This is a genomic window from Mariniflexile sp. (assembly GCF_052728615.1).
In genome coordinates, this window is sequence record NZ_JBFVFE010000036.1 from 19,346 (window position 1) to 42,592 (window position 23,247).

The 23,247-nt window shown below is 33.5% G+C and carries 23 protein-coding genes and 1 pseudogene; 10 read left to right on the forward strand and 14 right to left on the reverse strand.

Translation table 11 applies throughout. The annotated features are described in order from the left end of the window. Positions 1 to 154: 154 nt before the first annotated feature. A complete protein-coding gene (locus ACU1LP_RS13335; RefSeq protein WP_445732355.1) occupies positions 155 to 811 on the reverse strand; it encodes an endonuclease III domain-containing protein in 657 nt (218 codons plus the stop codon). A 32-nt stretch (positions 812 to 843) separates the two neighbouring features. Here ACU1LP_RS13335 and bcp point away from each other — a divergent pair, with 32 nt between their 5' ends. Beyond that, the gene (bcp, locus tag ACU1LP_RS13340) at positions 844 to 1,296 is read left to right on the forward strand and encodes a thioredoxin-dependent thiol peroxidase (RefSeq protein ID WP_445732356.1); all 453 of its coding nucleotides are present in this window, start codon (positions 844 to 846) and stop codon (positions 1,294 to 1,296) included. 259 nt (positions 1,297 to 1,555) lie between these two features. Here bcp and ACU1LP_RS13345 read toward each other — a convergent pair whose 3' ends face one another. Next, a complete protein-coding gene (locus ACU1LP_RS13345) occupies positions 1,556 to 1,765 on the reverse strand; it encodes a hypothetical protein (protein ID WP_445732357.1) in 210 nt (69 codons plus the stop codon). Between the two features lie 206 nt (positions 1,766 to 1,971). Beyond that, positions 1,972 to 3,444, reverse strand: a complete 1,473-nt coding sequence (locus tag ACU1LP_RS13350; protein ID WP_445732358.1) for a TonB-dependent receptor — start codon at positions 3,442 to 3,444, stop codon at positions 1,972 to 1,974. A 261-nt stretch (positions 3,445 to 3,705) separates the two neighbouring features. Between ACU1LP_RS13350 and ACU1LP_RS13355 the strand changes: the two genes are divergently transcribed. Continuing rightward, positions 3,706 to 4,467, forward strand: a complete 762-nt coding sequence (locus tag ACU1LP_RS13355) for an MBL fold metallo-hydrolase (protein ID WP_445732359.1) — start codon at positions 3,706 to 3,708, stop codon at positions 4,465 to 4,467. 99 nt (positions 4,468 to 4,566) lie between these two features. Next, entirely contained in the window at positions 4,567 to 5,067 is a 501-nt protein-coding gene (locus ACU1LP_RS13360; protein WP_445732360.1) for a hydrolase, read from the forward strand. Here ACU1LP_RS13360 and ACU1LP_RS13365 read toward each other — a convergent pair. Continuing rightward, complete coding sequence (locus ACU1LP_RS13365) at positions 5,064 to 5,432, reverse strand: DNA topoisomerase IV (protein WP_445733832.1); 369 nt, start codon at positions 5,430 to 5,432, stop codon at positions 5,064 to 5,066. The genes ACU1LP_RS13360 and ACU1LP_RS13365 overlap by 4 nt on opposite strands. 38 nt (positions 5,433 to 5,470) lie before the next feature. Beyond that, on the reverse strand, positions 5,471 to 5,839 hold the full coding sequence (locus ACU1LP_RS13370; protein ID WP_445732362.1) for a helix-turn-helix domain-containing protein: 369 nt from the start codon (positions 5,837 to 5,839) through the stop codon (positions 5,471 to 5,473). A gap of 291 nt (positions 5,840 to 6,130) precedes the next feature. Between ACU1LP_RS13370 and ACU1LP_RS13375 the strand changes: the two genes are divergently transcribed. From ACU1LP_RS13375 to ACU1LP_RS13405, 7 genes are all read left to right on the forward strand, one after another. Beyond that, positions 6,131 to 7,288 carry a M14 family metallopeptidase gene (locus ACU1LP_RS13375; RefSeq protein ID WP_445732363.1) on the forward strand — a complete coding sequence of 386 codons (1,158 nt, stop codon included), beginning with the start codon at positions 6,131 to 6,133 and terminating at the stop codon, positions 7,286 to 7,288. Positions 7,289 to 7,358: 70 nt separating this feature from the next. Next, complete coding sequence (locus ACU1LP_RS13380) at positions 7,359 to 7,838, forward strand: Lrp/AsnC family transcriptional regulator (protein WP_445732364.1); 480 nt, start codon at positions 7,359 to 7,361, stop codon at positions 7,836 to 7,838. Between the two features lie 796 nt (positions 7,839 to 8,634). Further along, positions 8,635 to 10,086 carry an MBOAT family O-acyltransferase gene (locus ACU1LP_RS13385; RefSeq protein ID WP_445733834.1) on the forward strand — a complete coding sequence of 484 codons (1,452 nt, stop codon included), beginning with the start codon at positions 8,635 to 8,637 and terminating at the stop codon, positions 10,084 to 10,086. 5 nt (positions 10,087 to 10,091) lie between these two features. After that, on the forward strand, positions 10,092 to 11,042 hold the full coding sequence (locus ACU1LP_RS13390; RefSeq protein ID WP_445736480.1) for a hypothetical protein: 951 nt from the start codon (positions 10,092 to 10,094) through the stop codon (positions 11,040 to 11,042). A 212-nt stretch (positions 11,043 to 11,254) separates the two neighbouring features. Next, positions 11,255 to 12,004, forward strand: a complete 750-nt coding sequence (locus ACU1LP_RS13395) for a class I SAM-dependent methyltransferase (protein WP_445736481.1) — start codon at positions 11,255 to 11,257, stop codon at positions 12,002 to 12,004. 185 nt (positions 12,005 to 12,189) lie between these two features. Beyond that, the gene (locus ACU1LP_RS13400; RefSeq protein WP_445736482.1) at positions 12,190 to 13,152 is read left to right on the forward strand and encodes an ATP-grasp domain-containing protein; all 963 of its coding nucleotides are present in this window, start codon (positions 12,190 to 12,192) and stop codon (positions 13,150 to 13,152) included. Continuing rightward, a complete protein-coding gene (locus ACU1LP_RS13405; protein WP_445736483.1) occupies positions 13,139 to 13,819 on the forward strand; it encodes an HAD family hydrolase in 681 nt (226 codons plus the stop codon). Before ACU1LP_RS13400 ends, ACU1LP_RS13405 begins: the two co-directional genes overlap by 14 nt. Before the next feature lie 303 nt (positions 13,820 to 14,122). On the opposite strand, the gene ACU1LP_RS13410 is transcribed toward ACU1LP_RS13405, so the two are convergent. The 9 genes and pseudogenes from ACU1LP_RS13410 to ACU1LP_RS13450 form a co-directional block, all read right to left on the reverse strand. Further along, the gene (locus ACU1LP_RS13410) at positions 14,123 to 15,916 is read right to left on the reverse strand and encodes a NeuD/PglB/VioB family sugar acetyltransferase (protein ID WP_445736484.1); all 1,794 of its coding nucleotides are present in this window, start codon (positions 15,914 to 15,916) and stop codon (positions 14,123 to 14,125) included. Next, positions 15,909 to 16,136, reverse strand: a pseudogene (locus ACU1LP_RS13415) (sugar transferase); the annotation flags it as partial. The gene ACU1LP_RS13410 and the pseudogene ACU1LP_RS13415, both read right to left, overlap by 8 nt. Positions 16,137 to 16,485: 349 nt before the next feature. Then, positions 16,486 to 17,103, reverse strand: coding sequence for a sugar transferase (locus ACU1LP_RS13420; protein ID WP_445735041.1), 618 nt, complete (start codon positions 17,101 to 17,103; stop codon positions 16,486 to 16,488). A 3-nt stretch (positions 17,104 to 17,106) separates the two neighbouring features. After that, positions 17,107 to 17,361, reverse strand: coding sequence for an acyl carrier protein (locus tag ACU1LP_RS13425; protein ID WP_445733295.1), 255 nt, complete (start codon positions 17,359 to 17,361; stop codon positions 17,107 to 17,109). Then, positions 17,354 to 18,862 (reverse strand): AMP-binding protein, encoded by a 1,509-nt coding sequence (locus tag ACU1LP_RS13430; protein ID WP_445736485.1) that lies wholly within the window; start codon positions 18,860 to 18,862, stop codon positions 17,354 to 17,356. Before ACU1LP_RS13430 ends, ACU1LP_RS13425 begins: the two co-directional genes overlap by 8 nt. A gap of 18 nt (positions 18,863 to 18,880) precedes the next feature. Next, positions 18,881 to 19,984 (reverse strand): GNAT family N-acetyltransferase, encoded by a 1,104-nt coding sequence (locus ACU1LP_RS13435; protein WP_445736486.1) that lies wholly within the window; start codon positions 19,982 to 19,984, stop codon positions 18,881 to 18,883. 6 nt (positions 19,985 to 19,990) lie between these two features. Next, positions 19,991 to 20,230 (reverse strand): acyl carrier protein, encoded by a 240-nt coding sequence (locus ACU1LP_RS13440; protein ID WP_445736487.1) that lies wholly within the window; start codon positions 20,228 to 20,230, stop codon positions 19,991 to 19,993. Next, positions 20,223 to 21,719 carry an AMP-binding protein gene (locus tag ACU1LP_RS13445; RefSeq protein WP_445736488.1) on the reverse strand — a complete coding sequence of 499 codons (1,497 nt, stop codon included), beginning with the start codon at positions 21,717 to 21,719 and terminating at the stop codon, positions 20,223 to 20,225. Before ACU1LP_RS13445 ends, ACU1LP_RS13440 begins: the two co-directional genes overlap by 8 nt. Positions 21,720 to 21,733: 14 nt before the next feature. Beyond that, complete coding sequence (locus ACU1LP_RS13450; protein WP_445736489.1) at positions 21,734 to 22,831, reverse strand: hypothetical protein; 1,098 nt, start codon at positions 22,829 to 22,831, stop codon at positions 21,734 to 21,736. Positions 22,832 to 23,247 lie beyond the last annotated feature (416 nt).

The window sequence follows — 23,247 nt, forward strand, 5'->3', positions numbered from 1 at the left end:
CGTTTTTAGGCAATGCTAAGAAATTCCTTTTAAGTTTAAAAAAGACCTCACAGTTTTCAAAACTCTGAGGTCTGCTTTGCATACAAGCCCTAATGTGCTAGATATATGCTTGTTAATATTTCCATTTAATATTTATGTTAAGCATTCAATTGTTTCATATTTGTTTTTTGTTGTAATCGTTGATTACCGATTGTCTTCCAATGGTTTTGGTAATAATGTCTTTATCAAGGTTCCAACCCCGTGCAGGCGAATATTGGCGTCCGTACCAAATAATTTGAAGATGTAAATCGTTCCACACCTCTTCGGGGAATAATCTTTTAGCATCTTTTTCGGTCTGTACCACATTTTTGCCATTGCTTAAATTCCATCGATACATCAGGCGGTGTATGTGCGTGTCCACAGGAAAAGCTGCGACCCCAAAGGCTTGCGACATAACTACGCTTGCTGTTTTGTGGCCTACCGCAGGCAATGCTTCCAAAGCTTCAAAACTTTGCGGGACTTTGCCAGCATGTTTTTCAATTAAAATTTCAGATAACCCATGAATGCCTTTGCTTTTCATGGGCGATAAGCCAACAGGTTTTATGATTTCTCGAATTTCTTCAACCGAAAGCTTTACCATATCATACGGATTATCAGCTCTTTCAAATAATAAGGGCGTTATTTGGTTTACGCGAACATCGGTACTTTGCGCCGACATCAACACGGCAATTAGTAGGGTATAAGGGTCTCTATGGTCTAGCGGAATTGGTACTGTTGGATAGAGTTCCTTTAATGTTTTTATTACGAATTCCACCTTTTTATCCTTGGTCATGTTGTATTTTTGTAAAAACCAAAGTTACTATTATGAATACACTAAAACAAGGAGACCACGTACCAAATTTTTCATCTAAGGATGAACATGGAAATTTGGTGTCATTAAGTGATTTTAAAGGAAAAAAGCTCATTGTATTTTTTTATCCCAAGGCCAATACACCGGGTTGTACAGCCGAAGCCTGTAATTTAAGAGATCATTATAAAATTTTAAAAGAGCGGGGTTATGAGTTATTGGGTGTTAGTGCAGATACCTCGAAGCAACAATTGAAATTTAAAGATAAATACAAATTTCCATTTGCTTTATTGGCTGATGAAGATAAAACAGTTATAAACGTATTTGGTGTTTGGGGTTCTAAAAAATTTATGGGCAGAACTTATGAAGGTATCCATAGAATGACGTTTATTATTGATGAAAATGGTGTTGTAGAACGTGTCATTGACAAAGTAAAAACGAAAGGCCATACGGCACAAATACTGGGGTAAAAAAGAACCTGTCCAAAAAGTACCAACTAATGACAGGGCAAACGCCTTTAAAAAATGTTCTTATATGGCTCATGATAAGCTCCTTATATGTAATGGTTTTGCTTTGTGTATCCTGTGCAATAGCTGTAACACACCTGCCGACAGGCCTTTAGGAAGGCGCCCAAAGTTGGGCTACCCATATTTTGCCCCTAAAGGGACATAGATGATGGAAAAAGCAATATGGCTATGGTTTTAAACCTGAGTTCAATATAAGCAAGAATCAAAATAACTGAATATCAATCGCATTCGTCAATTGCGAGGAGGCACGACGAAGCAATCTGTTTAATTTATAAATAAAATCCAATAAGTTCAATTTAAAAGATTGCTTCGCTTTTTTTCTAATGAAAAAGCTACCATTGACAAGTATTTTATATGTTTGTTTTCCAAATTTTAAAAACACCCCTAAAGTCCCCTCTAGGGGACAATCCATATCTTCAAATTTTCAGTTTCAAATTCAATTTAATTTAATTGCCAACAATATCGCTTGATAAATTTTTTTGTCTGATGCCTCGCAATTCTGACCAGAAAGCTTTCGGGATTATTCCAGAATCCAAACAGATGTATAGTCTAGGTTGATAAGAAACTGAAACGAGTTCAGTTTGACAAAATAAAATTTTTAGATAGCCTCCTTAATTTTTACTTTGGAATTTTCCTTTTCTTATTTAAAACCAAGGGTTTACGGGTATAGCCAAACATGCGATAGTCTTTAATTAAATCGGCTATGCCTTCAGGCAATTGATCTTCCCAACCACTTTCACCTGAAGCAATTTGTTGCATGATTTCCCTTGAGAAGATGGTCAAGCATTTTTCGTCATAATCCTCAATGTCAATAACTTTACCATTGTACTTAAAGAATTTGTACAGTTCTTTCATACGTGGATATACTTTTAGGTTTTCACTGGTAATCAGTTCTCCGGTTTCAATATCGATCATGGGGTATAGGTACACTTTCAAATCCTTAAAAAACAATTTGCCAAATGCTTCTAAAATCCCACCGCTCAAATGGCGATAGTATTTTTCATCAAAAATATCCACCAAATTGCTAACGCCCATGGCAAGCCCCATTCTGGCTTTTGAATAATTTGAAAAATACTCAACCACTTTATAGTATTCCTGAAAATTGGATATCATAACCGATTGTCCTAGAGAACATAACAAATCGGCTCTGTCCATAAAGTCCTGTTCGTCAATCTCACCTTCGGCACGTAGGTTTGAAAGTGTTATTTCAAAAACCACTTCCGTATTGTCCTTATCAACCTTTTTTTCATTGATAAACATTTTATATGCGTTTTCATACATATCAATGTTCACTTGGGTAACGGGCCTAAAGCTCCCTCTAAATGCCAAAATATTTTTTTTGTAGAACACACGGGCAGGCAACACGTTTTTCCCATCGGGCCCAAACATAACGGCGTCTGTCATACCATTTTTAACAAGCTGCAAACTCATCAAACGGTTGTCAACATTTTTAAATAAGGGTCCGGAAAAATTAACCGTGTCAATCTCCAATTGGTCCTTGTCCAAATGGTCGTACAAATAACGCAGTAGTTTTTTAGGCTCATTATATTTGTAAAAAGCGCCATAAATTAAGTTGGTGCCAATAACGCCCAGGGTTTCCTGTTGCAATCTGGCATCGGTTTCCTTAAACCGCAGATGCAAAATAATATCGTTGTACTCTTGATTTGGCTCAATTTGATATTTAATGCCAATCCATCCATGGCCTTTGAATTGCTTCGCAAAATCGATGGTCGTCACCGTATTTGCAAACGAAAAAAACATTTTGTTGGGATGCTCTTTTCTGGAAAGCCGTTCTTCAATCAGGTCAATTTCATGGTTCAACATCTTTCTCAGGCGGGGCTCGGTAACATAGCGTCCATCGTCCTCCGCTCCATAAATGGCATCACTAAAGGCTTTGTCGTAAGCAGACATGGCTTTTGCAATAGTGCCGGATGCACCTCCTGCTCTAAAAAAATGGCGACTCGTTTCTTGGCCCGCACCAATTTCCGCAAAGGTACCATAGATGTTCTCATTCAGGTTAATACGAAGGGCTTTGGTTTTCAAAGATGGGATTTCTTCAAATTCTCTGTCTCCCTTTAAGGTGATCTCCATAGTATTTGGGGTTATGTTCTGTGTAAACAAAGGTATCAAATAATAGAAGTAATAAAAAAAATAACTTTAATTTTGTTGCAATGACCTATTCGTTTTGATTTGGAAATAGTAAGCATCCACTATTTTAAGTTTTCCTTAAAAAACCATAGTGAAAATTGTTAATAGGTACCCTGGCGTGAGAAGGGGTTTTATGATTTTTGTATGAATTTAATTGGATATAGACGGATTTTGTCTTAATAATTTGAAGTAAATATTTTTTTTTTGAAGATAACATTTTTAGGTACTGGCACATCCCAAGGAATTCCGATTATAGGAAGCACGCATCCGGTGTGTTTAAGCAGCAACAAAAAAGATAAACGCTTGCGTGTTTCTGTGTTGGTGGAATGGGATGACCATACCTATGTAGTGGATTGCGGACCGGATTTCAGGTACCAGATGTTACGCTCTGGCTGCAGTAAAATTGATGGCATTCTGTTTACCCACGAACATTCGGACCATACTTTGGGTCTGGATGACATCCGGCCGTTTTATTTCCATCAAGGCGATATTCCTATTTACGCCCACAAACGTGTTTTAAAATCCCTTCACAAGCGGTTCGATTATATATTCGAAACCAAAAATAAATACCCAGGCGCACCTTCCGTCATTGAAAATAGAATAAAAAACAAACCATTTAAATTGCATAATCTGGAGGTGGTACCTGTGGATGGCAAACATGATGCACTGCAGGTTTTCGGATTTAAATTTGGGGATTTCGCCTATTTGACCGATATGAAAACGGTTGAGGAAAAAGAAATCGAAAAAATAAAAAATGTTAAAATATTAGTGGTGAATGCTTTGCGGATCCATCCGCACCAATCGCATTTTAATCTGGAAGAAGCTTTGCTGTTCATAAAAAAAGTGAATCCGGAAAAAGCGTATTTAACCCACATAAGCCATTTATTGGGATTTCATGACGAGGTAGAAAAATTATTGCCAGAAAATGTATTTTTGGCGTATGATGGTTTGCAGATAACCATTTAAAAAAGTTTAAATGAGTTCGGTAAAAAAAAATAAAAATTAGCCACGAACACACGAATGATTGATTGGTGTATTCGTGGCAAAAAAATAAACGTAAAAAAGATGAAGCAAAAAATATTCATGTATCTATTCGTGTTCTCCATATTATTGGTGCTATTCCAGTACGTGAACTCCAAGCGTGTGTTTGAACAAATGGACCATAAACTGGACGGGTATAAAGGGCAATTGGAACGCTATAAAGATTCGGTAGCCGTGATGCAAGATGAAATTTTAGATGTATCGCATTTTAATTTGGAAAGAAATGAAGATGCCATCACTTATTTTGAAAATAGAGGTTATAAAGTGTCTGAATTAATTCCTTTGATAAAGGATGAACTTTACAAACTAAATGAAGTTAAAGGTCAGCATCCCATAATCCCTTATGCTTCTGGGGAAGGACGGCGAATGATGATCAATACGGTAAAACTCCTGAACCATAAATGGATCATTGCCGATTTTTCGGATGGTCAATATTGGGGGGAACTTTTTTTAAAGTATGAACTGACTGAAGACAACCAACTGAAATTTAATTTGGTAGAGTCGTTTTTGTACCCATTGAATTAATCGGCTTTATAAGCAATCCCTTTTTGTTTTTTTGTTTCGCCCACATACGAGTATTCATACGTGTATGATGAATCGGTAGTGGTTAAAATCTTTAAATGGATATCTTTTCTCTCCGCCATGTTTTTTGGATGGATGGTTTTAAAAACAACCTCACAATCATTTATCCATCGTAATTGCGACGAATCCGTTTTATTGTTGTAAACCTCAATTTGCAAAGTTTCGGTCCTATTGAATCTGGATTTAAATAATGTTCCGTCAATGCTAACTTCACTGTAAAAGTTACCCGTTTTAAAATTGGTACAATTCCGGGTTGTCTCATAGCAGCTAAAAAGCCCCAATAAAAGTAAAAGGCAAATAAACTTCATAGTAAAAATTTTCAGTGCAAAATTACTAAACTAAAAGGTTAATTCTGAAAATTTTTAAAACTTCCGTCAGAATAAAAAATAACGATACGCTCGATGGTTTTGTCACTTTTCATTTCAACCTCAATTTTTTTCTCAATAACGGGAGGGGACGATACCTCATTTGATTCAGAATCTTTTTTTGTAGAAGGAAAATCGCCCTTCCCATTTAACAGCCAATATAGTTCGACCTCCGGAAAAGTAGAAAGGATTTTCAAAACAAACTCCAAACTCGGTTTGTTCCTGCCCGATAAAATATGCGAAATGCTAGAGCGTTGCACACCTATCTGTTCGGCAAAGGAAGATGCCGTTTCGCCATAATAATCTATCACTTTTTGCAGCCTTATGGCAAATGCTTCGGTGTTTATCATTGTAACTGTTACAAAGGTGTTTTTGTTTTACAAATGTAAATATATATTTATAAAACCAACTAAAATTCTATGTTAAAATTATTAATTATTAGAACTATAACTTTAAGTAAAAACACGTAATTAACTGAAATATTGATGTATAAGTAATAATATTTTTAACTTATACTGAGACGTGTTTGATACCTCCAAAAACAACCGCCTTTATGTTTAACAATGTAAACAAATCAACTTGCCTAACTGTTTACAAATGTAAATTCGTATTTGTTTACATTTGTAGCTTAATATAATGGCATGCAAATAAAAACTATAAATTCGTTGTTTTCTCAGTATAAAGAAACCCGTCTAAACCATCGCTATATCACCAATAGCCATATAGAACCATTATTGAAAAAATTCGGTAACAATCTATTGATCGAAACCATAGGACGCTCGGTATTGGACCTTCCTATTTACGGAATAAAGATTGGGAATGGAGACAAAAGGATTCTCATGTGGTCCCAAATGCATGGCAATGAATCTACAACCACCAAAGCTATATTCGATCTTTTAAACACCTTGTTGGGAAATGATTCTGGAGCTAAAAACATTTTGGAGGCGTGCACATTGTATATCATCCCGATTTTAAATCCAGATGGTGCCCGGGCATATACCAGATTAAACGCCAACCAAGTGGATTTGAACAGGGATGCACAGGATTTAACACAGCCGGAGAGTAAACTGCTCAGGAACACATTTAACTCCTTTAAACCTCATTTTTGTTACAATTTACATGGGCAGCGCACTATTTTTAGTGCGGGAAAAACAAACAGACCTGCAACGGTATCGTTTTTGGCGCCTGCACAGGATGAGGCATGCACTATCACTCCAAACCGAAAGGTTGCTATGGAAGTTATAAGTGTTATGGACCATGTTTTGCAAAAAGTGATCCCAGGCCAAGTAGGGGTTTATGATGATGCCTTTAACTTAAATTGTGTAGGCGATACGTTTCAAAGCGAAAACGTGCCCACTATGTTGTTTGAGGCTGGACATTACCATAACGATTATGCCAGGGACCAAACAAGACAATTTATTTATATGGCCTATGTAACTTCCTTGGATTATATTTCAAATAATGATGTGAGTGGATATAACTACGCATCTTATTTGCAGATGCCCGAAAATGGCAAATTGTTTTTTGACATCATTATCAAGAATGTGAAAATGAAGATTAAAGGAGGGGGGCAAAACATGGACATTGGGATTTTATATAAAGAAACTTTGGTTGATGGCCGCATACATTTTGTGCCCATTGTTGAAAAAATTGAAGATTTGGGTGGCTATTTTTCGCATAAAGTAATTGAAGCCAATAATTTGGAAGTGCTGGATCGTGATGGTTTACCACTGAAAGTTCATAGCGAAAACGTTTTCGTAATATTGAATAATGAAAAAATATCATTATTACCAAAATAAAACACACGGTTTATGCTTAAATATTAATAAAAATGTATTAATTTTGCTTAATATTTAAGAATAATTAATTATGGGGAAAATTAAATTAGACGAAATCGATCATCAAATTCTTGACATGTTGATTGACAACACAAGAATTCCGTTTACAGACATCGCAAAAAAACTATTGATATCCGCAGGTACCGTTCATGTACGCGTTAAAAAAATGGAGGAGCAAGGCATTATTAGAGGCTCTTCATTAATGCTGGATTACAAAAAACTTGGGTATTCTTTTATCGCTTATGTAGGGGTGTTTTTAAACAATACATCGCAAACAAAATTTGTGCTGGAGCGCATCAATGAAATACCGTTTGTAACCGTAGCCCACATTACTACAGGGAAGTTTAACATCTTTTGCAAAATTAGGGCAAGAAGTACCGAGCATGCCAAGGAAGTTATCTTTAAACTCGATGATATTGAAGGGGTTTACAGAACCGAAACCATGATATCACTTGAAGAAAGCATCAATGATAAAAAACGCTTGATGCACACTATATTCCATGACATGTAGGTGTTGGATTGATTAAAGTAAAAGCGTCCTTTTTTTAAGGGCGCTTTTGTTTGTATAAAGTTAACACCACAATTTTAGTACATGACAAAAACAGTTCGTTGATATTTGAATAGCTTCTATCGTTGACCCCTCCGCCTATCGGCATACCGAAAAATCGGTACAGGCTCTACCCCTTAAAAAAGGGGAGGAATTATTAAGGAACTCATTTTTAATGATTTGAACTTACTTATTTAAAATTTTGTCATGTACTTAACAACCACAATATATTAATATAACGTGAATAACGGATAAGAAAATTAAGATTGAATTTTTCTTTTTTCCCTCCCTAAAGGGTGGAAAAATTCCTCAAATGCAGAAAATATATCGCCCTTTAGGGTTGGGTAAGGGCCATTTTCGGCTCAATAGGGTTGTCCATTATTCGCGTTAATATACATTGTTGTCCGGGGGAAGAATCAAGACCGCTTCGCTGGTAGTCCCGATAGCTATCGGGAAAAGAACTTAAACTGGATTGTAACCCATTGATAAACAATTTGATTTTTTTAGGATTTTTGATAACGCTATTTTTTTGTATAAATTTAAAAAACTGGCCCAAAGGTCTGATAATAATTGGAAACGCCTAAAAATGAACCTATAGATGCACTACAAATATTTTAACCGGACAACAATGATTTATATATTGAACCCATTTAAAGTTTTATAATGTATTACATAGATTTTTTTTGATTGTTTTAATGGATTATTTAAGGTTTGCATCAAAATACCATAAAGCCCAGTCTCATATCCATAATTACTGTTCATGATATTTAATTCTTTAGAGTTTTTTATTTTCCTTTTCATTGTATATTTTCTTTATTGGTTTGTATTCAAAAGAAATTTAAAGGCACAAAACATACTCATTTTAGTTGCCAGCTATGTATTTTATGGCTGGTGGGATTGGAGATTTTTATCTTTAATACTGCTAAGCACCATTGTGGATTATTTGGTAGCCATCCAAATAGACAACAACACCCAACAATCCACTAGAAAACGATGGCTTTGGGTAAGCGTTGTTTTTAATATAGGCTTATTGGGGTTTTTTAAATATTACAATTTTTTTGTCGATTCATGGATCGATATGTTTTCCATGTTTGGATATAACATACAGAGTACGTGGACGCTAAAAGTTATTCTGCCGGTAGGCATTTCGTTCTACACATTTCAAACCATGTCCTATTCTTTTGATGTGTATTACAAAAAGTTGAAACCAACCACCGATTTTTTGTCATTTGCAACTTTCGTCAGTTTCTTTCCGCAGTTGGTGGCAGGCCCTATAGAGCGCGCTTCCAATTTGTTGTCCCAAATATTGAATAAAAGAACCTTTAGTTATGAGCAATCCGTGGGCGGCATCAAACTTATATTATGGGGCTTATTTAAAAAAATAGTGATAGCCGATGCACTGGCGCCCATGGTGGATGATATTTTTGCAAATTATGCAAATTATCCAGCGTCCACGCTTGTTTTGGGCGTTACCATGTTCAGTTTTCAAGTGTATGGAGATTTTAGTGGGTATTCTGATATAGCCATTGGAACAGCCAAGCTTTTTGGTGTAGAACTCATGTCCAACTTTAAATTCCCTAATTTTTCCAGAAACGTTGCGGAATATTGGCAACGGTGGCACGTATCGCTATCCACCTGGTTTAGGCATTATGTTTATATCCCCCTGGGGGGCTCTAAAGTAAGCAAATGGATAGCTATTAGAAATATCTGTATTGTGTTTTTGGTCAGCGGTTTTTGGCACGGGGCCAATTGGACCTTTATTTTTTGGGGAGGCTTTCATGCTTTAGCGTTTATACCGGTTTTTTTAATGGGACGGAATGCTATCTATAAAAACTCCGTAGTGGGCGAAAACACCATTTTACCTTCGTTAACAGAAGTTGGGCAAATGGTATTAACATTTTCAATAGTTACTTTTTCCAGGATTTTCTTTAGGTCCAACTCCATTACAGATGCATTTGGCTATATAAACAGAATATTTACTGATTTATCGTATGGAACCTACAATAATCCGATGGGCTACAGGATGATCGATTATTATATATTGATTATATTGTTTATTGTTTATGAATACATGATCCGTAAAGACGAACGTTCGCCATTTAAGTTTAAACATAAAGTGGTTCGGTTTGTAATTTACACGATCATTATTTTATCCATGCTGTTGTTTTATGACAGTAGTGTTGATAGGTCGTTTATTTATTTTCAATTTTAAAGAAGATGAAAAAATTAGTTTTTAAAATTTGTATATATACTATTCTCATTCTATTGGCTTTAGAAATTTGGGTCCGGGTTTTCCACCTTACAAAAGACTATCCGGTTCGGTATGTTGATGAATATGGCGTTGAAAAATGGGTGCCCAACCAAAATGGCTATTCGGTAACGGGCAATAGAAGACAAAATTTTTCTGAGTACCACATCAATAAATTTGGGTATAATTCGTACAGGGAATTCAATCCTTCCAAAGACAAAGTGGAAATTGCATTGGTTGGCGATTCGTTCATTGAGGGCTTTCATCAAAACTACTATCATTCAATCGGCAAAAAAATCGAAAACAAACTAAAAGGCGTAGAGGTATATGAATACGGTTATGCCGGATACGATTTGGCCGATCAGTTGCATTTGATAAGTCAGTATAAAAAGCAATTTGATTTAATAGATTATGTTGTTTTAGGTTTAAAATTTGAAAACGACTTAACTAGAGGAGAATATAACGTGGTACAAGAGCGAATGGCTTTGGAAACTCCCATATATAAAGCTTTGCGCCAAATTAAATTGTTGGTATATTTGCAGAATATTGGAGCTTTTGACGCTCCCAGGGAATTGGTAAGTAAATTGCTTTCTGCTAAAAAAAGCCATCAGCATACATTAACTAAGGAAGAAGAAGAAGAGCTTCAAAAAGAGCTAGAAACCAAATATATTGAAAACTTTGAAAGTTTAATAAAAACCCATGGGTTTGATAAAACTAGATTTGTTTTTCTTTTGGATGCTGAAAAAACCCCTGGGTTATTTTTAAATTATTTAAATGGCCATGGATTTAAGTTTATCGATTTTTCCCAAGCAATGAATGAATCAAAGACGCCTACAACTTTAATTTACGATAAGCATTGGAATAATCGTGGGAGGAACATAATTGCAGATGTAATAGTTGAAAATTTTAAAAAGCATTAAGTATAAGTACATGACAAAAATTGAAAAATAAATGTTATATAACTAATTGTCAGCAGTTTAATAATATCATGTGTTCCAGACCTGTCAGGTTTTAAAAACCTGACAGGTCTCAATTTCAGTGGGATTAGTACCATTTACAGAAGGTCAATCTAATTTTTTGTCATGTACTTAAGCATTAAGTATAAAAGTTTCGTTTAAATTTTAATTAAGATATGGGAGATAACCTTTCAAATAAAAAGAGTGGCTTTTCTGAACACTACGAGAAAAAGGTTGTAGAGAACTGGATCGGCAGATCTAGTATCAACAAGGTTGAAGAATACCTTTTCTCAAAGTATATCAATAATAACAAACTCAAGGTTATAGATGCTGGAACGGCGGCAGGCATTTTTTCTTTTTATCTTGAAGAAAAATCAGGATTTAAAAACATTACTGCTTTTGATATTATTGATGAAATGATAGTAACGGCAAAGGCTAAGGCAGTACAAAAACAATCCACCATAACCTTTGTGCAGGCCGATGCGTCAAACCTCAATAATTTTGATGGTGGACAGTTTGATTATTTAATCTATCTGCAACAGATTTTGAGCATGGTCCCTAAAGAATTACTGAACAAATCATTGGAAGAAGCTTATAGAATAGGTAGCAAGGATGCCGTGTACATCTTCAGCTTTCTAGATTGGAATTCAAGATGGTACAATCCAATAGTTAGCATGGTAATAAATTTGGTTAGACCCATTACTGGCCGAAAAATCAAAAAATATTACCTCCCCGAGTTGCTTTTGGGTAAAAGTATCAACAAAAACTTTTTCAGTAAAGAGCACCATGGCATATTGTGGGTTAAAAAGAAGCATATTTTAAAAAAATTGAATGCCTGTGGATTTAAGGTAAGCGCTTATTATAGAGAAGAAGACCTCACAAAAGCAACGGGTAGGGCCATGTACATTATATGTAAAAAAAAGTAAAATAAAATTTTATCATACCAAAAGCATAAAACCATTGATAATTGGCAACATAAAAATATGTTTCCATTTTTATCATCTGCTTGGATTTAAAAATTAAAACACAACATTCATAACAACTTACCCCATGTATTGAATTTGTTTAGTTATTTTTACCCCATTAATGCACCAAATCAACTCTACATTCAATGAATATATTAATAACATCAGCCGGAAGGAGAGTGTCATTAGTAAAAGCCTTCCAAATAGAATTAAAAGCTTTAGTAACAGAGGGAAAGGTTATGACCACTGATTTTAATATAGAAACGTCTCCAGCATGCCATGTTTCAGATAAGGCCTTTCGATTGCCTTTGGTTACAGATACCGACTATTTAAATGTTCTTATCGAAACTTGTATAGATAATAACATAAAGTTAATCATACCAACCATTGATACAGAATTGCCACTACTTGCCCGAAATAAAAAGGCATTATTAGAACACGGAATAATCACTATCATCTCTTCATTGGAATTTATTGAAATATGTGGAGATAAAAGACAAATGAACTCTTTTTTCGTTAAAAACCATATTAGTGTCGCTAAAGAATATTCCAAACATGATTATAATCTGCCTCTTTTTATAAAGCCATTGAATGGAAGCAGAAGTATTGATACATTTATCATTAAAAAGCATGAAGATTTAATGGAATATCATTTTAAAAATAGTGACTTGATGTTTTTGGAATACCTCGATCACAACTTGTACGAAGAGTTTACTTGTGATTTATATTATGATAAAAATAGCTGTTTAAAATGTGTTGTGCCAAGAAAACGGATTGAAGTTAGAGAAGGGGAGGTTAGCAAAGGTGTTACCCAAAAAAATATTTTAGTTAATTTTATCAAAGAACATTTAGGCCATATAGAAGGAGCTGTTGGTTGTCTTACTTCTCAGTTTTTTAAACTTAAAACTAAAGACACCGTTTATGGTATAGAAATAAATGCTAGGTTTGGTGGGGGTTTTCCATTAACTTATTACAGTGGCGCTAATTACCCCAAATGGATAATTCAGGAATATTTATTCAATAAAGAGATAGAACCTTTTGATGATTGGGAAACCGACTTATTAATGTTACGATATGATAATGAAGTGTTAATACATGGTTTTAAGTAAAAACAGTATCGTAGTATTTGATTTGGATGATACGCTTTATAAAGAGATTGATTTTTTAAAATCAGCATTTAATGAAATATCCATTCATCTGTCCTCTAAAATTAAGATAGAATCAGTATTAATTTTGGATGCCATGATGAATTATTATAACAATGGACTCAATGTTTTTGATGAAGTTATAAAAACATTCAATATTGATACGGTTTCAATAGATCAATTATTAACTATTTATAGAAACCATAAACCAGTAATTGAGTTGTGCAAATCAACAAAAAAAGCATTGTGGTCAATAAAGAAAAGGGCTTATCGGGTTGGTATTATTACCGATGGAAGAAGTATTCAGCAACGTAACAAAATTAGTGCATTGCAACTAACCGATTATTTTGATGATATTATTATTTCTGAGGAATTTGGTTCTGAAAAACCACATATCAATAATTTTGGGTTTTTTATAAATAAGTATGGCACTAATTATGAATATGTTTATATAGGCGATAATACCGCTAAAGATTTTATTGGACCAAATGCTTTAGGATGGACTAGTATATGTCTTTTAGATGATGGGAGGAATATCCACAAGCAATTTTTTAATTCAGACAAAATAACCAAGCCATTGTATCTTATAAATGATTTGAATGAAATTAAGAATATTCTGCAGAAAACATAGTGATTTTTGAAGGCAATTTAAAGATGAATTGAATGTCCTCCTCGTATTATATTAACCTGAGTTCAATTCATAATATTAAAACCTGATTTGCATAAATGTATAAAAATCAGTTGTTTGTCATTTCGACAGTTTCGGTAGCTATCGAAGGAAGTATGGGCGACGAGAAATCTAAGCAGGATGGGATTCCTCCTGGCGCCTCGTTCGGAATGACAGATTATATTTTAGAAAAGGTATAATAAATAAATGTATTATCAATCTGTTCTTAATGGTTTATAAAAAATGCCACTCAAGTTATTAATTTGTCTAACTTATTTCGACGTTTTGGGCTCCCGGCTCATGTTCTTTATATAAAGGAAAATAAATACTGGAATTTTTTACCAAAGTTTCAATTTGACTTATGTTTAAAGAACAGTTTTTAATTAATTCTTTATAAATTTCGGGGTTAACAACTTTCCTTCCCGTAAAAAACATAACATCATCATCTTTTGGAAAAAAAGATTTTTTATATTGATATAACCCATCACCATCCTTTCTTCCTCCTCCGAGCGCATAATATTTCATGCCATTTTTTAAACCCCATTTAATAACCTCAATTTTTAAAAAGTCATTGGGACGCAAGTCAAAATACTCACTTAATGTACCCCCCAAATAGGAATGCAACGTTTTTTCATTCACTATAATCAGTTCAGATGAAATGGGTTTATTGTCAAGGAAAATCAAAACAATCACAATTTTGTTTTGATTGTTTTTTATTAAATTGAAAAAATATTCTTTTTGGTAAAAATAATTTTCTGTTGCATTGTTTCGTTCCATTGTTTTTATATAAATGTCATAAAAACTATTTATTATATTTAAGGATATGTTATTGCTATATATTTCAGATTTCAAACCATTTGAATCTGCTTTTCTGTAATTATTCCTTACTTTCTGTTTAAAGTTATCCCATATACTATCAAAATCAGTCAATCTTCCTTTTACATTGTTTAGAGTTGGTATGATATTGCCTGTATAGTATTTATAATTAAATGTAAGGCTAAATCGAATAAACTCTGTGACGACGTTATTTTTTTTATACCAATTATCAACATGTTGCCAAAACAGTTTAATATCCTGGTCTTTGACAGTAGAATTAAATAATGGGCCGCTAAAACCATAAGGGGTCGCTGCGTCAAAATAAAGCGTTCCACTATCAAATAGTTCCGATTTGATATTTTTTAATATGATGGGCATTAAAATATGCGGTTTGTCATCTTTACTGAATAGCAAATAACTGAGAGGGTTCTGAGTGTTGTGATTACAGTATTCAAGGGAGTAAAATGTATTAAAGCCCTTGAATTTTTCAAGAATGCTATTATAATTCTCTATGTCTTCAGCTGTTTTAATGGTTTTGAATACAAAGTTGGAAGTTTTATCTGTATTTATACTCTCAATATGCCCTAAGTACTTATCAGAATTTTCTCTTTGTCTTCTTGATGTTGCAGGCACACCAAATACAACTTGGTTGTTGCCAAAAGATTTCAATACAAGTGCTGCCGCTCCAATAACCGTATTGTTTCCAATGTGAATGCCTTCAATAATTTTTGCGCCAAGGGAAACGGCACTACACTTGCCAATAGTAACATCTCCCCCAATGGTAACCCCCGGGGCGATGCTTGAAAAATTTCCAATTTTAGCTTCGTGATCTATAGAACTTTTGGTATTGATTATGGTTTGAATTCCAATTTTGGAATCGCTATTAATTACCACACCTGCCATAATTACGCTACCGTTTCCAATGGTTACATTTTTACCAATTACAGCATTTGGATGAATGGCGGATACGAATTGAAAATCATTGTATATAGCAATAATTTTGTTGTAAAGCTGCATTCTTGTGAAATTATCACCAATGGCAATTACCCCACCTATAATATTATTATCCTTAATTATATTTGGTATATCTTTCTCATTGCCTATAATAGAATAATCAAATACTTTGTCCCCAATATTTTTAAAGGAATCAATGAGTCCGAAAATCTCAAAATCCCCTTGTTTTTCAACTATATCGATGATTACTTTGGCATGGCCTGAGGCTCCTATAACTATTATTTTATCCATTGGCCGTTCCTTTAAATTCTGGCATGTTTACGCCTTCGTTAGTATTAATCCCTTCTGGATAGACTATCCTTTTCAATGTTAATAATATCATTTTTAAATCCCCTAAAAAAGATTGGTTATCAACATACCAAACATCATATCCAAATTTTTGTTCCCAAGATATGGCATTTCGTCCTTTTACTTGTGCCCAACCTGTAATACCAGGTTTAATGTGGTATCTAATTACAAATTTTTTACAAAATGATATGTTTTCCATTTATCAAAACCAATATCTTTAGTGTCTTCAATACCAAAAATAAGGTAATTATAGAAATTGAAAACTATTAAATGCATATTTATAACCAATAGTGTCCGAATATAATTTTTAAAACGGCCTGAACGGTGGATGGGGCATGGGCTAAAGGATTTTATTAAGAGGTACATATCAAATAACACCTCCCTAACCCTCCTCAAGGAGGGAATACACACCGCAAAGTTTATATGTCCCAAATAATTATCTATAAATCAATTTGTTAGTTAAAATAAAGTCTTGATTGTATATTCCAGAAGCGTAGCGAGTCCATAGTTGTTTAGTTTTTTTTCCTCAGAACATCCAATAGGGTTTCAACATTAGTATTGTCTACTGCCACATCTTTTGATGCTAAAACCTTATAAAACGTTTTGATTAAAATGTTCAAATCTGTTTTGAATGTTAAATTTTCAACATAATCCACATCTAATTTTAACTTCTCGTCCCAACTTATTTGATTTCTGCCATTAACTTGGGCCAACCCTGTTATACCTGGTTTTACAGAGTGTCTTTTTGCTTCTTTTTTTGTGTAATATGGTAAGTATTGGGGCAATAAAGGCCTAGGGCCGATTAATGACATGTCTCCATTTAAAATATTCAATAGTTGTGGTAGTTCATCGATAGATGTTTTTCTAACAAGTTTTCCAATTCCGGTTAAACGCTGGGTGTCAGGCAATAGTTTGCCGTCTTTATCCTTTTTATCGTTCATCGTTTTAAATTTTATGATACTAAATAATCTTTCATTTTTACCTGGACGGGTTTGAAAAAAGAAAGGTTTACCATTATTTGCTATGTATAATAATATTGTTGTTATAATTATTACAGGCAGTAAGATGATAATTGCTATTAAAGCTATAAAGTAGTCCAATAATGGTTTTATTGTGTTTTTGTATTTCATTTATTAAAACTTTTGAGACATTAAATTAGATTCAATGGATTTTATTAAATCCCCTATATTGTTCATATTCATTAAATCCATCAATTTAAATTTAATATTGAACGATCTTTCTATTTCTGTTATAATCATCATGTGTGTGATGGATTCCCAACCATCAACATCATCAGCAGTGGTTTTGGGAGTTAGTTTAAAATTTTGATGTTCAAGAACGCATACAAATGCGTCGTTAACCTTTGCTAAAATATCTTCTTTATTCATTGTTTTGGTTTCTTTTAAAAATATTTTTTAATTTTTTTCTATCAATTTTACCATTGGGGCTATGCGGAAATTCCTTAATGAACCTCAGATGCATTGGAACCATATAGTTAGGTAATTTTGTTTTTAAATAGTCAAGTATGGTCTTTGTCTGAAAAGGTTCAGATTCTATGGCTAAACCTAATTCGGCATTCCCAAGATCATTCACTATATCCAATGCAACCATATTTACTTTATGTGCACATATAAATTTTGCATGAAATTCAATTTCTGATAATTCTACACGGTACCCTCTTATTTTTACTTGAAAGTCAGATCTTCCAACATACAAATAATCTCCATCGGTATCTTTTATGCATAAATCACCTGTTTTATAATATCTTGTTTTTTTATTGTTTTCGTTTCTAACAAAAAAACTTTTCGAATTTTGCGACTCGTTTTTCCAATAACCTGGTGTTATTTGAGGACCTGCCAAGCATAATTCACCTTCTGTGTTAATATCTACTTCATTATTGTTGGGATCTACCAATAAATACCATGTGTCTTTTTGGGGCCTGCCGATGGCAACGATACCGTTGTGGTTTTTAACCTTTAATTCTTTATTATATGGATAAAAACCACTGTATACGGTAAACTCGGTTGGGCCATAATAATTGAAAATTTTACAGTTTGGAAGGCAATCACTCCACTCTTTGGCGATTTCTGTATGTAGTGCGCCACCTCCAAAACTGCAGTACCTAACAAAAGGCGCATTAATTTCATTAAAATAAGGTCGCAAATAATTTATAATGGACGGCACCATGGTTAGTACCGTTAGTTTTTGTTCGTTTATCAATTTAAAAATATGGAAATATTTGATTTTCCCTTTTGGAATGGTATAAATGCACGATCCAGATAGAAAAGGGAACAGATATGTAACTACCGAAAAATCAAAGGTTAGCTCAAACATTTGTAAACAACGGTCTGAAGGCATAAGATTAAAATCGGGCTCAGCATCAACAGCGCCCACTAATGCTTGAACATTATCAAAGGTTATAGGAACGCCTTTTGGTGTACCGGTAGTGCCGGAAGTAAAAAGAATGTAAGCTAAATCGTTGCCTAAGACTGGTTTTGGTTTTAAATTGATTTCAACGTTTACATTCGAAATAGTGTAAATTATGTTGTGATTGCCGTACTGTTTTGTATTAGATGAATCTAAGATATATTTTGTTTCGGTTGATTCAAATATTTGTAAGTTTCTTTCAATCGGGGTTTCAGGGTTTACCGGTATGTATGCTTTTCCTTCCAACCATAAAGCCAATATGCTTGCATAGGTTTCTAAATCATCATTCGTTACCAATCCAATTAATTTCTCAGATTCAGGAATTGATTTTTCTATCAGCAATCTAATTTTGGTAATTGTTAGGGCTAGATCCGCGTATGGGTAAAATGTATTATTTATGCACAATGCGTTTTTTGTCGCGTGGTTTTTTATAGCCTTTCCTAAGTCGTTAATAAATTTCACGTTCATTAATTTTTTAAACTAATAAAAATGTCCATCTCTTTGTAAAATAGTTCTATTCTCAAAATTGATGTTTACGTCATTATGAGCTAATGTTTTTCTTAATGCACGATGTGTAAAAATAGTGGTATTCCGTTTTCTAATGTTTTCTGCCAATCTCGTGTCATCGGTACAAATATATTTTCTTTTTAAAATCATCATATTTTCTATAAGCGCATCCACACATAGATCAAAATTACTATCGTCTTCAACTAAAAAATATTTCACATTACATTCATTGTAATATATTAAAAAGGATACAAACCCAATGATGACGTTATTTTTTAAAATTTTTAAATTATGGATTGCTATATTAGAGGCTACACCAGTTTCCAATGATGTATAAGGATTTTTAGGGCCCACAGGTGTTTGTGTATATTGTTGCCTGCTTATTTGCCAATTAACATATACCTTTGTTTTACTTATAAAATCATTTTCACATAATGGTTCTATAAAATGCCATGTTTGTTTGTCCAGCTCATTTAAATATTCATAATTTAAGTGTTGTGTTCTGGTTTTTAACTTATGTAAATTATATACTTGTAATGATTTGCTAACAAATTGATCTGCAATATTTAATATGGGCTTAAAAGGTTTTAAAAAACTAAATTTATTCACAAGTACTGATGGATCTGCACTAAAGAAAATGGTGTATCTATAATATGACGCAATGGTTTTAAAAGGCCTTTTTTTGTAAAAAGGAGCAGTATTAGCGGCAAAAAATTTAACAATAACTTGATTCTTTGCTAAACTTAATGCTTCGTTATAAATATAGGTTGACAAAACATTGCCATTATATTTGTTATGAATCCACCAATTAACCATCCAATATATTTTTTTACTTTCTTCTTCCTCATTATTTTGAACCTTGACCAAATCTGGAACCATATAAATGAAGCCTACAATTTTATTGTTTTCTTCAGCAACAACACCACAATAATCATCTTCGGCCATTCGATCATTGTTTACAAGCCAGCATACTTTACTTTTAGGGAAAGCAGTGGTTTGGTTATACCAATAGACATCATTGTCAAGATAATCCCGCAATACTTTTTTAGTAAGATGAATTATTTTTATGTCGTTCATAAAAATTCATTGTGTTTTTAAGGACACCGATTCCACTAAATCCCCAATGTTTTTCATAGTCCATAATTCATCCAGTTCAAATTCAATGTTAAATTGGTCTTCAATTTCAGAAATGATCATCATGTGGGTTGATGACTCCCAACCTTCAATATCTTTGGTTGTTGTGGTTAGGGATAATTGAAAACCATCATGCTCAAGTACCTCTTTAAATATTTGATTAATCTTTTCTAATATATTTTTATCCATATTTTTCCTCAATTTGTTTTGTAATTTCCTTCCTGTTTATTTTTCCATTCATATTTAACGGCAATGTATCAAAAAACATTGTTTTTGTAGGAATCATGTAGCTTGGTAAATTTGTTTTTAAATTATTTATCAGATGTTCTGTCTCAAACGGTTTACTTTCTATGGCCAATGCTACTTCTGTGTTATTGATTTTATTTTTAAAAATTACCGCAACAGCATTCCTATTAGGTATATTTTTTTTTGCGTAAAATTCAATTTCAGAAAGTTCTACTCTATAGCCCTGTACTTTTGCTTGAAAATCCGTTCTTCCCAAATAAATGATATCGCCTTCTGGATCTTTTTTGCATAGATCACCTGTTTTATAGTAACGTATTCGCTTATTGTTGCTGTGCAAGTAAAAAAACGCTTTTTTGTTTATTGCTTCATTTTGCCAATATCCAATCGTTAATTGTGGGCCGCTTAAGCATAATTCCCCTTCTTGATTATTGTTTAAGGGTGTGTTTTTTTCATCTACAATTATGGTTTCCGTTTGCGACATTTCTTTACCTATGCACAATATACCATGATACGATTTGTTTGGGCCATGGGGGTCAAAAACATAATTTGTGCAATATATGGTACATTCGGTCGGTCCATAAACATTGGCAATCGTCGCATTTGGCACACATTTGCTCCAAGCTTCCGCAATGTCTAAATGCAGGGCTTCCCCACAAAACATACTGTATTTTAAATGGGTAAGATTAATTTTTTTAAAGTAGGGGAGAAGCGCATGTAAAATAGAAGGCACCATTAATGAGAATGTTAGCTTGTAGCTTGACATCACTTTTAAAACCTCAAGGTATTTTATGTTGCTACTTCCAAGGGTATATACACAGGCCCCTTTTAGCAAAGGCGCCATATAGGAAACCACAGATAGATCAAAAGTCAAATCGAACATTTGAAGGCATCTGTCTGTTCGGTCTAAGGTGTAGTTCAAATCCCCAAAGGCCTGCATAAAATGGTTTAGATTTTTATGCGTGATTTGAACGCCTTTAGGGTTTCCGGTGGTTCCAGAGGTAAAGAAAATATACGCTAGTTGGTGTTCTGAATATTTTGAGATACTTGGGTTTGCTTTATTTGCAATTAATTTTTTTGAAGCTATAATTGAATATTCTTCATATTGTGTATTTTCCGAAGAATCTATAATAGCATGGATGTTGGACTGTTCAATGATATTTGAATTTCTGTTTTTTGGTGTTTCAGGATTAAGGGGAACATAAGCTTTTCCTTCTAGCCATAGGGCTATAATGGCGGCATAGGTTTCTAAATCGTTATTGGCAATTAAGCCAACATTATTATCATTTATATTAACATCGTTCTGGATGGCTTTTTGAATCTTGGCAATGCAAACAGAAAGCTCTTTGTAGGTATATAGGGTGTCTTCAATACAAAACGCAGGATTGTTTATATTGTTTTTTATTGAAGTTACCATTTGTTGCAAAATGTTCATTTAAAATATTTTAATTAATAGAACCTCCCGTCTCGATCTGTCAAGACAACATCATTTAGAGTGGTATCGATGGTTTTGTGAACTCTAGATTTTTTTTCTTTTTTGTATGTAAATAGGGTAATGTATTTTTTGTTTATCGCACTGCCCAACTTGGTATCGTCTGTAATTATGTAAGTTGCTTTATGTTTTAAACAGTGCTCTATTAGGGCATCAACGCAATGTTCATAGTGAGCATCGTCTTTAGACAAAAAATATTTCACATTAAATTCTATCATGTTGAACAGATATGAAATAAATCCAATAATTTGCTTGTCTTTTATAATTTTAAAAGTGTGTGCATGGATATTATCGCTAAAACCTGTAGTAGAGAATTTAAAATGAAAGCGTTTTGCAATAGGTGTTTGGGTATATTGTGAATTATCGATATGCCAATTAATGAACGCCTTTGTTTTTAAAGTGAAATCGTTCTTGCATCGGGGTTCTATAAATGTCCAAGTTTCATTATCTATCTCGTTCATATATTCATAATGTATATCAGGAGTTAAGCTTTTTTTGGTTTTATTGAAATTTATAGTATTTAACAATTTAACCAGTGTGCTGTTTAAAAGATCTATTATAAATTTAAAATACTTGATAAATGAAAATTTATTCGTTAAAACAGAGCTTTCTAACCGGAAGAAAATAGTATATCTCGTTTTTATATGGATGGTATTGAACTGTTTACTTAAAAAGGTTTCAGAATTTTCAGCATTTGATTCCATCAACACATTTTTATTTAACTTTTTTATCGCATGGCTAAATATATAAGACGAGACAATGGTTCCTTGGTAATTTTCTGCAATCCACCACTCGAACAACCAATTCATTTTTTTTTGTGTACCATCTTTTAAATTTATGATATCTGGAATAATCAGCAAATACGATATCATGTTATTGTTTTCCAAGCATAAGAAGGCACAATAATCATCAGGTTCTATTCGGTTGTTCCCCAAAAGCCACAACGCCTTGCTTTTAGGCATTAATATCCTTTCATTTTGCCAATATGTGTTTTTATCAATGGCATCAATTAGGTTGTTTTTTGTTAAATCTATTACTTTTAAGTTGGGGTTCATGGTCAATTTCCTGTAAATTACTAAAAAGTGTTTAAAACTAATGGCATCCAAATATATAATTATCTTCTGTAAAAATTCATGCTAAATTATTAAATTACTTGCTATCAATTTGAATATAAATATTGAATAAGCTTAAGTGTGGTTATAGAACTGGTTTAAGCGTTTTTCAATTGGCAAAATGAAATTTTAACTCACTTTTTGTCTTTTTTTTACTCCGTAGCTATGCTATGCAGTTCAAAAAAGCCTTCATTTGATCAAAAAATCTCTTCCCAATAGATCGGGATTTCGCTTCAATCAAAAAAGTTTAAACCAGTTCATCTAAATACATGGCAAAAATTGGTAACCATTCAGCCGAGTGAAAATTGGAGTGCGCATTAGGGGCGTTAGCCCTGTAGTCTTAGCAGCAAAATGAGCCA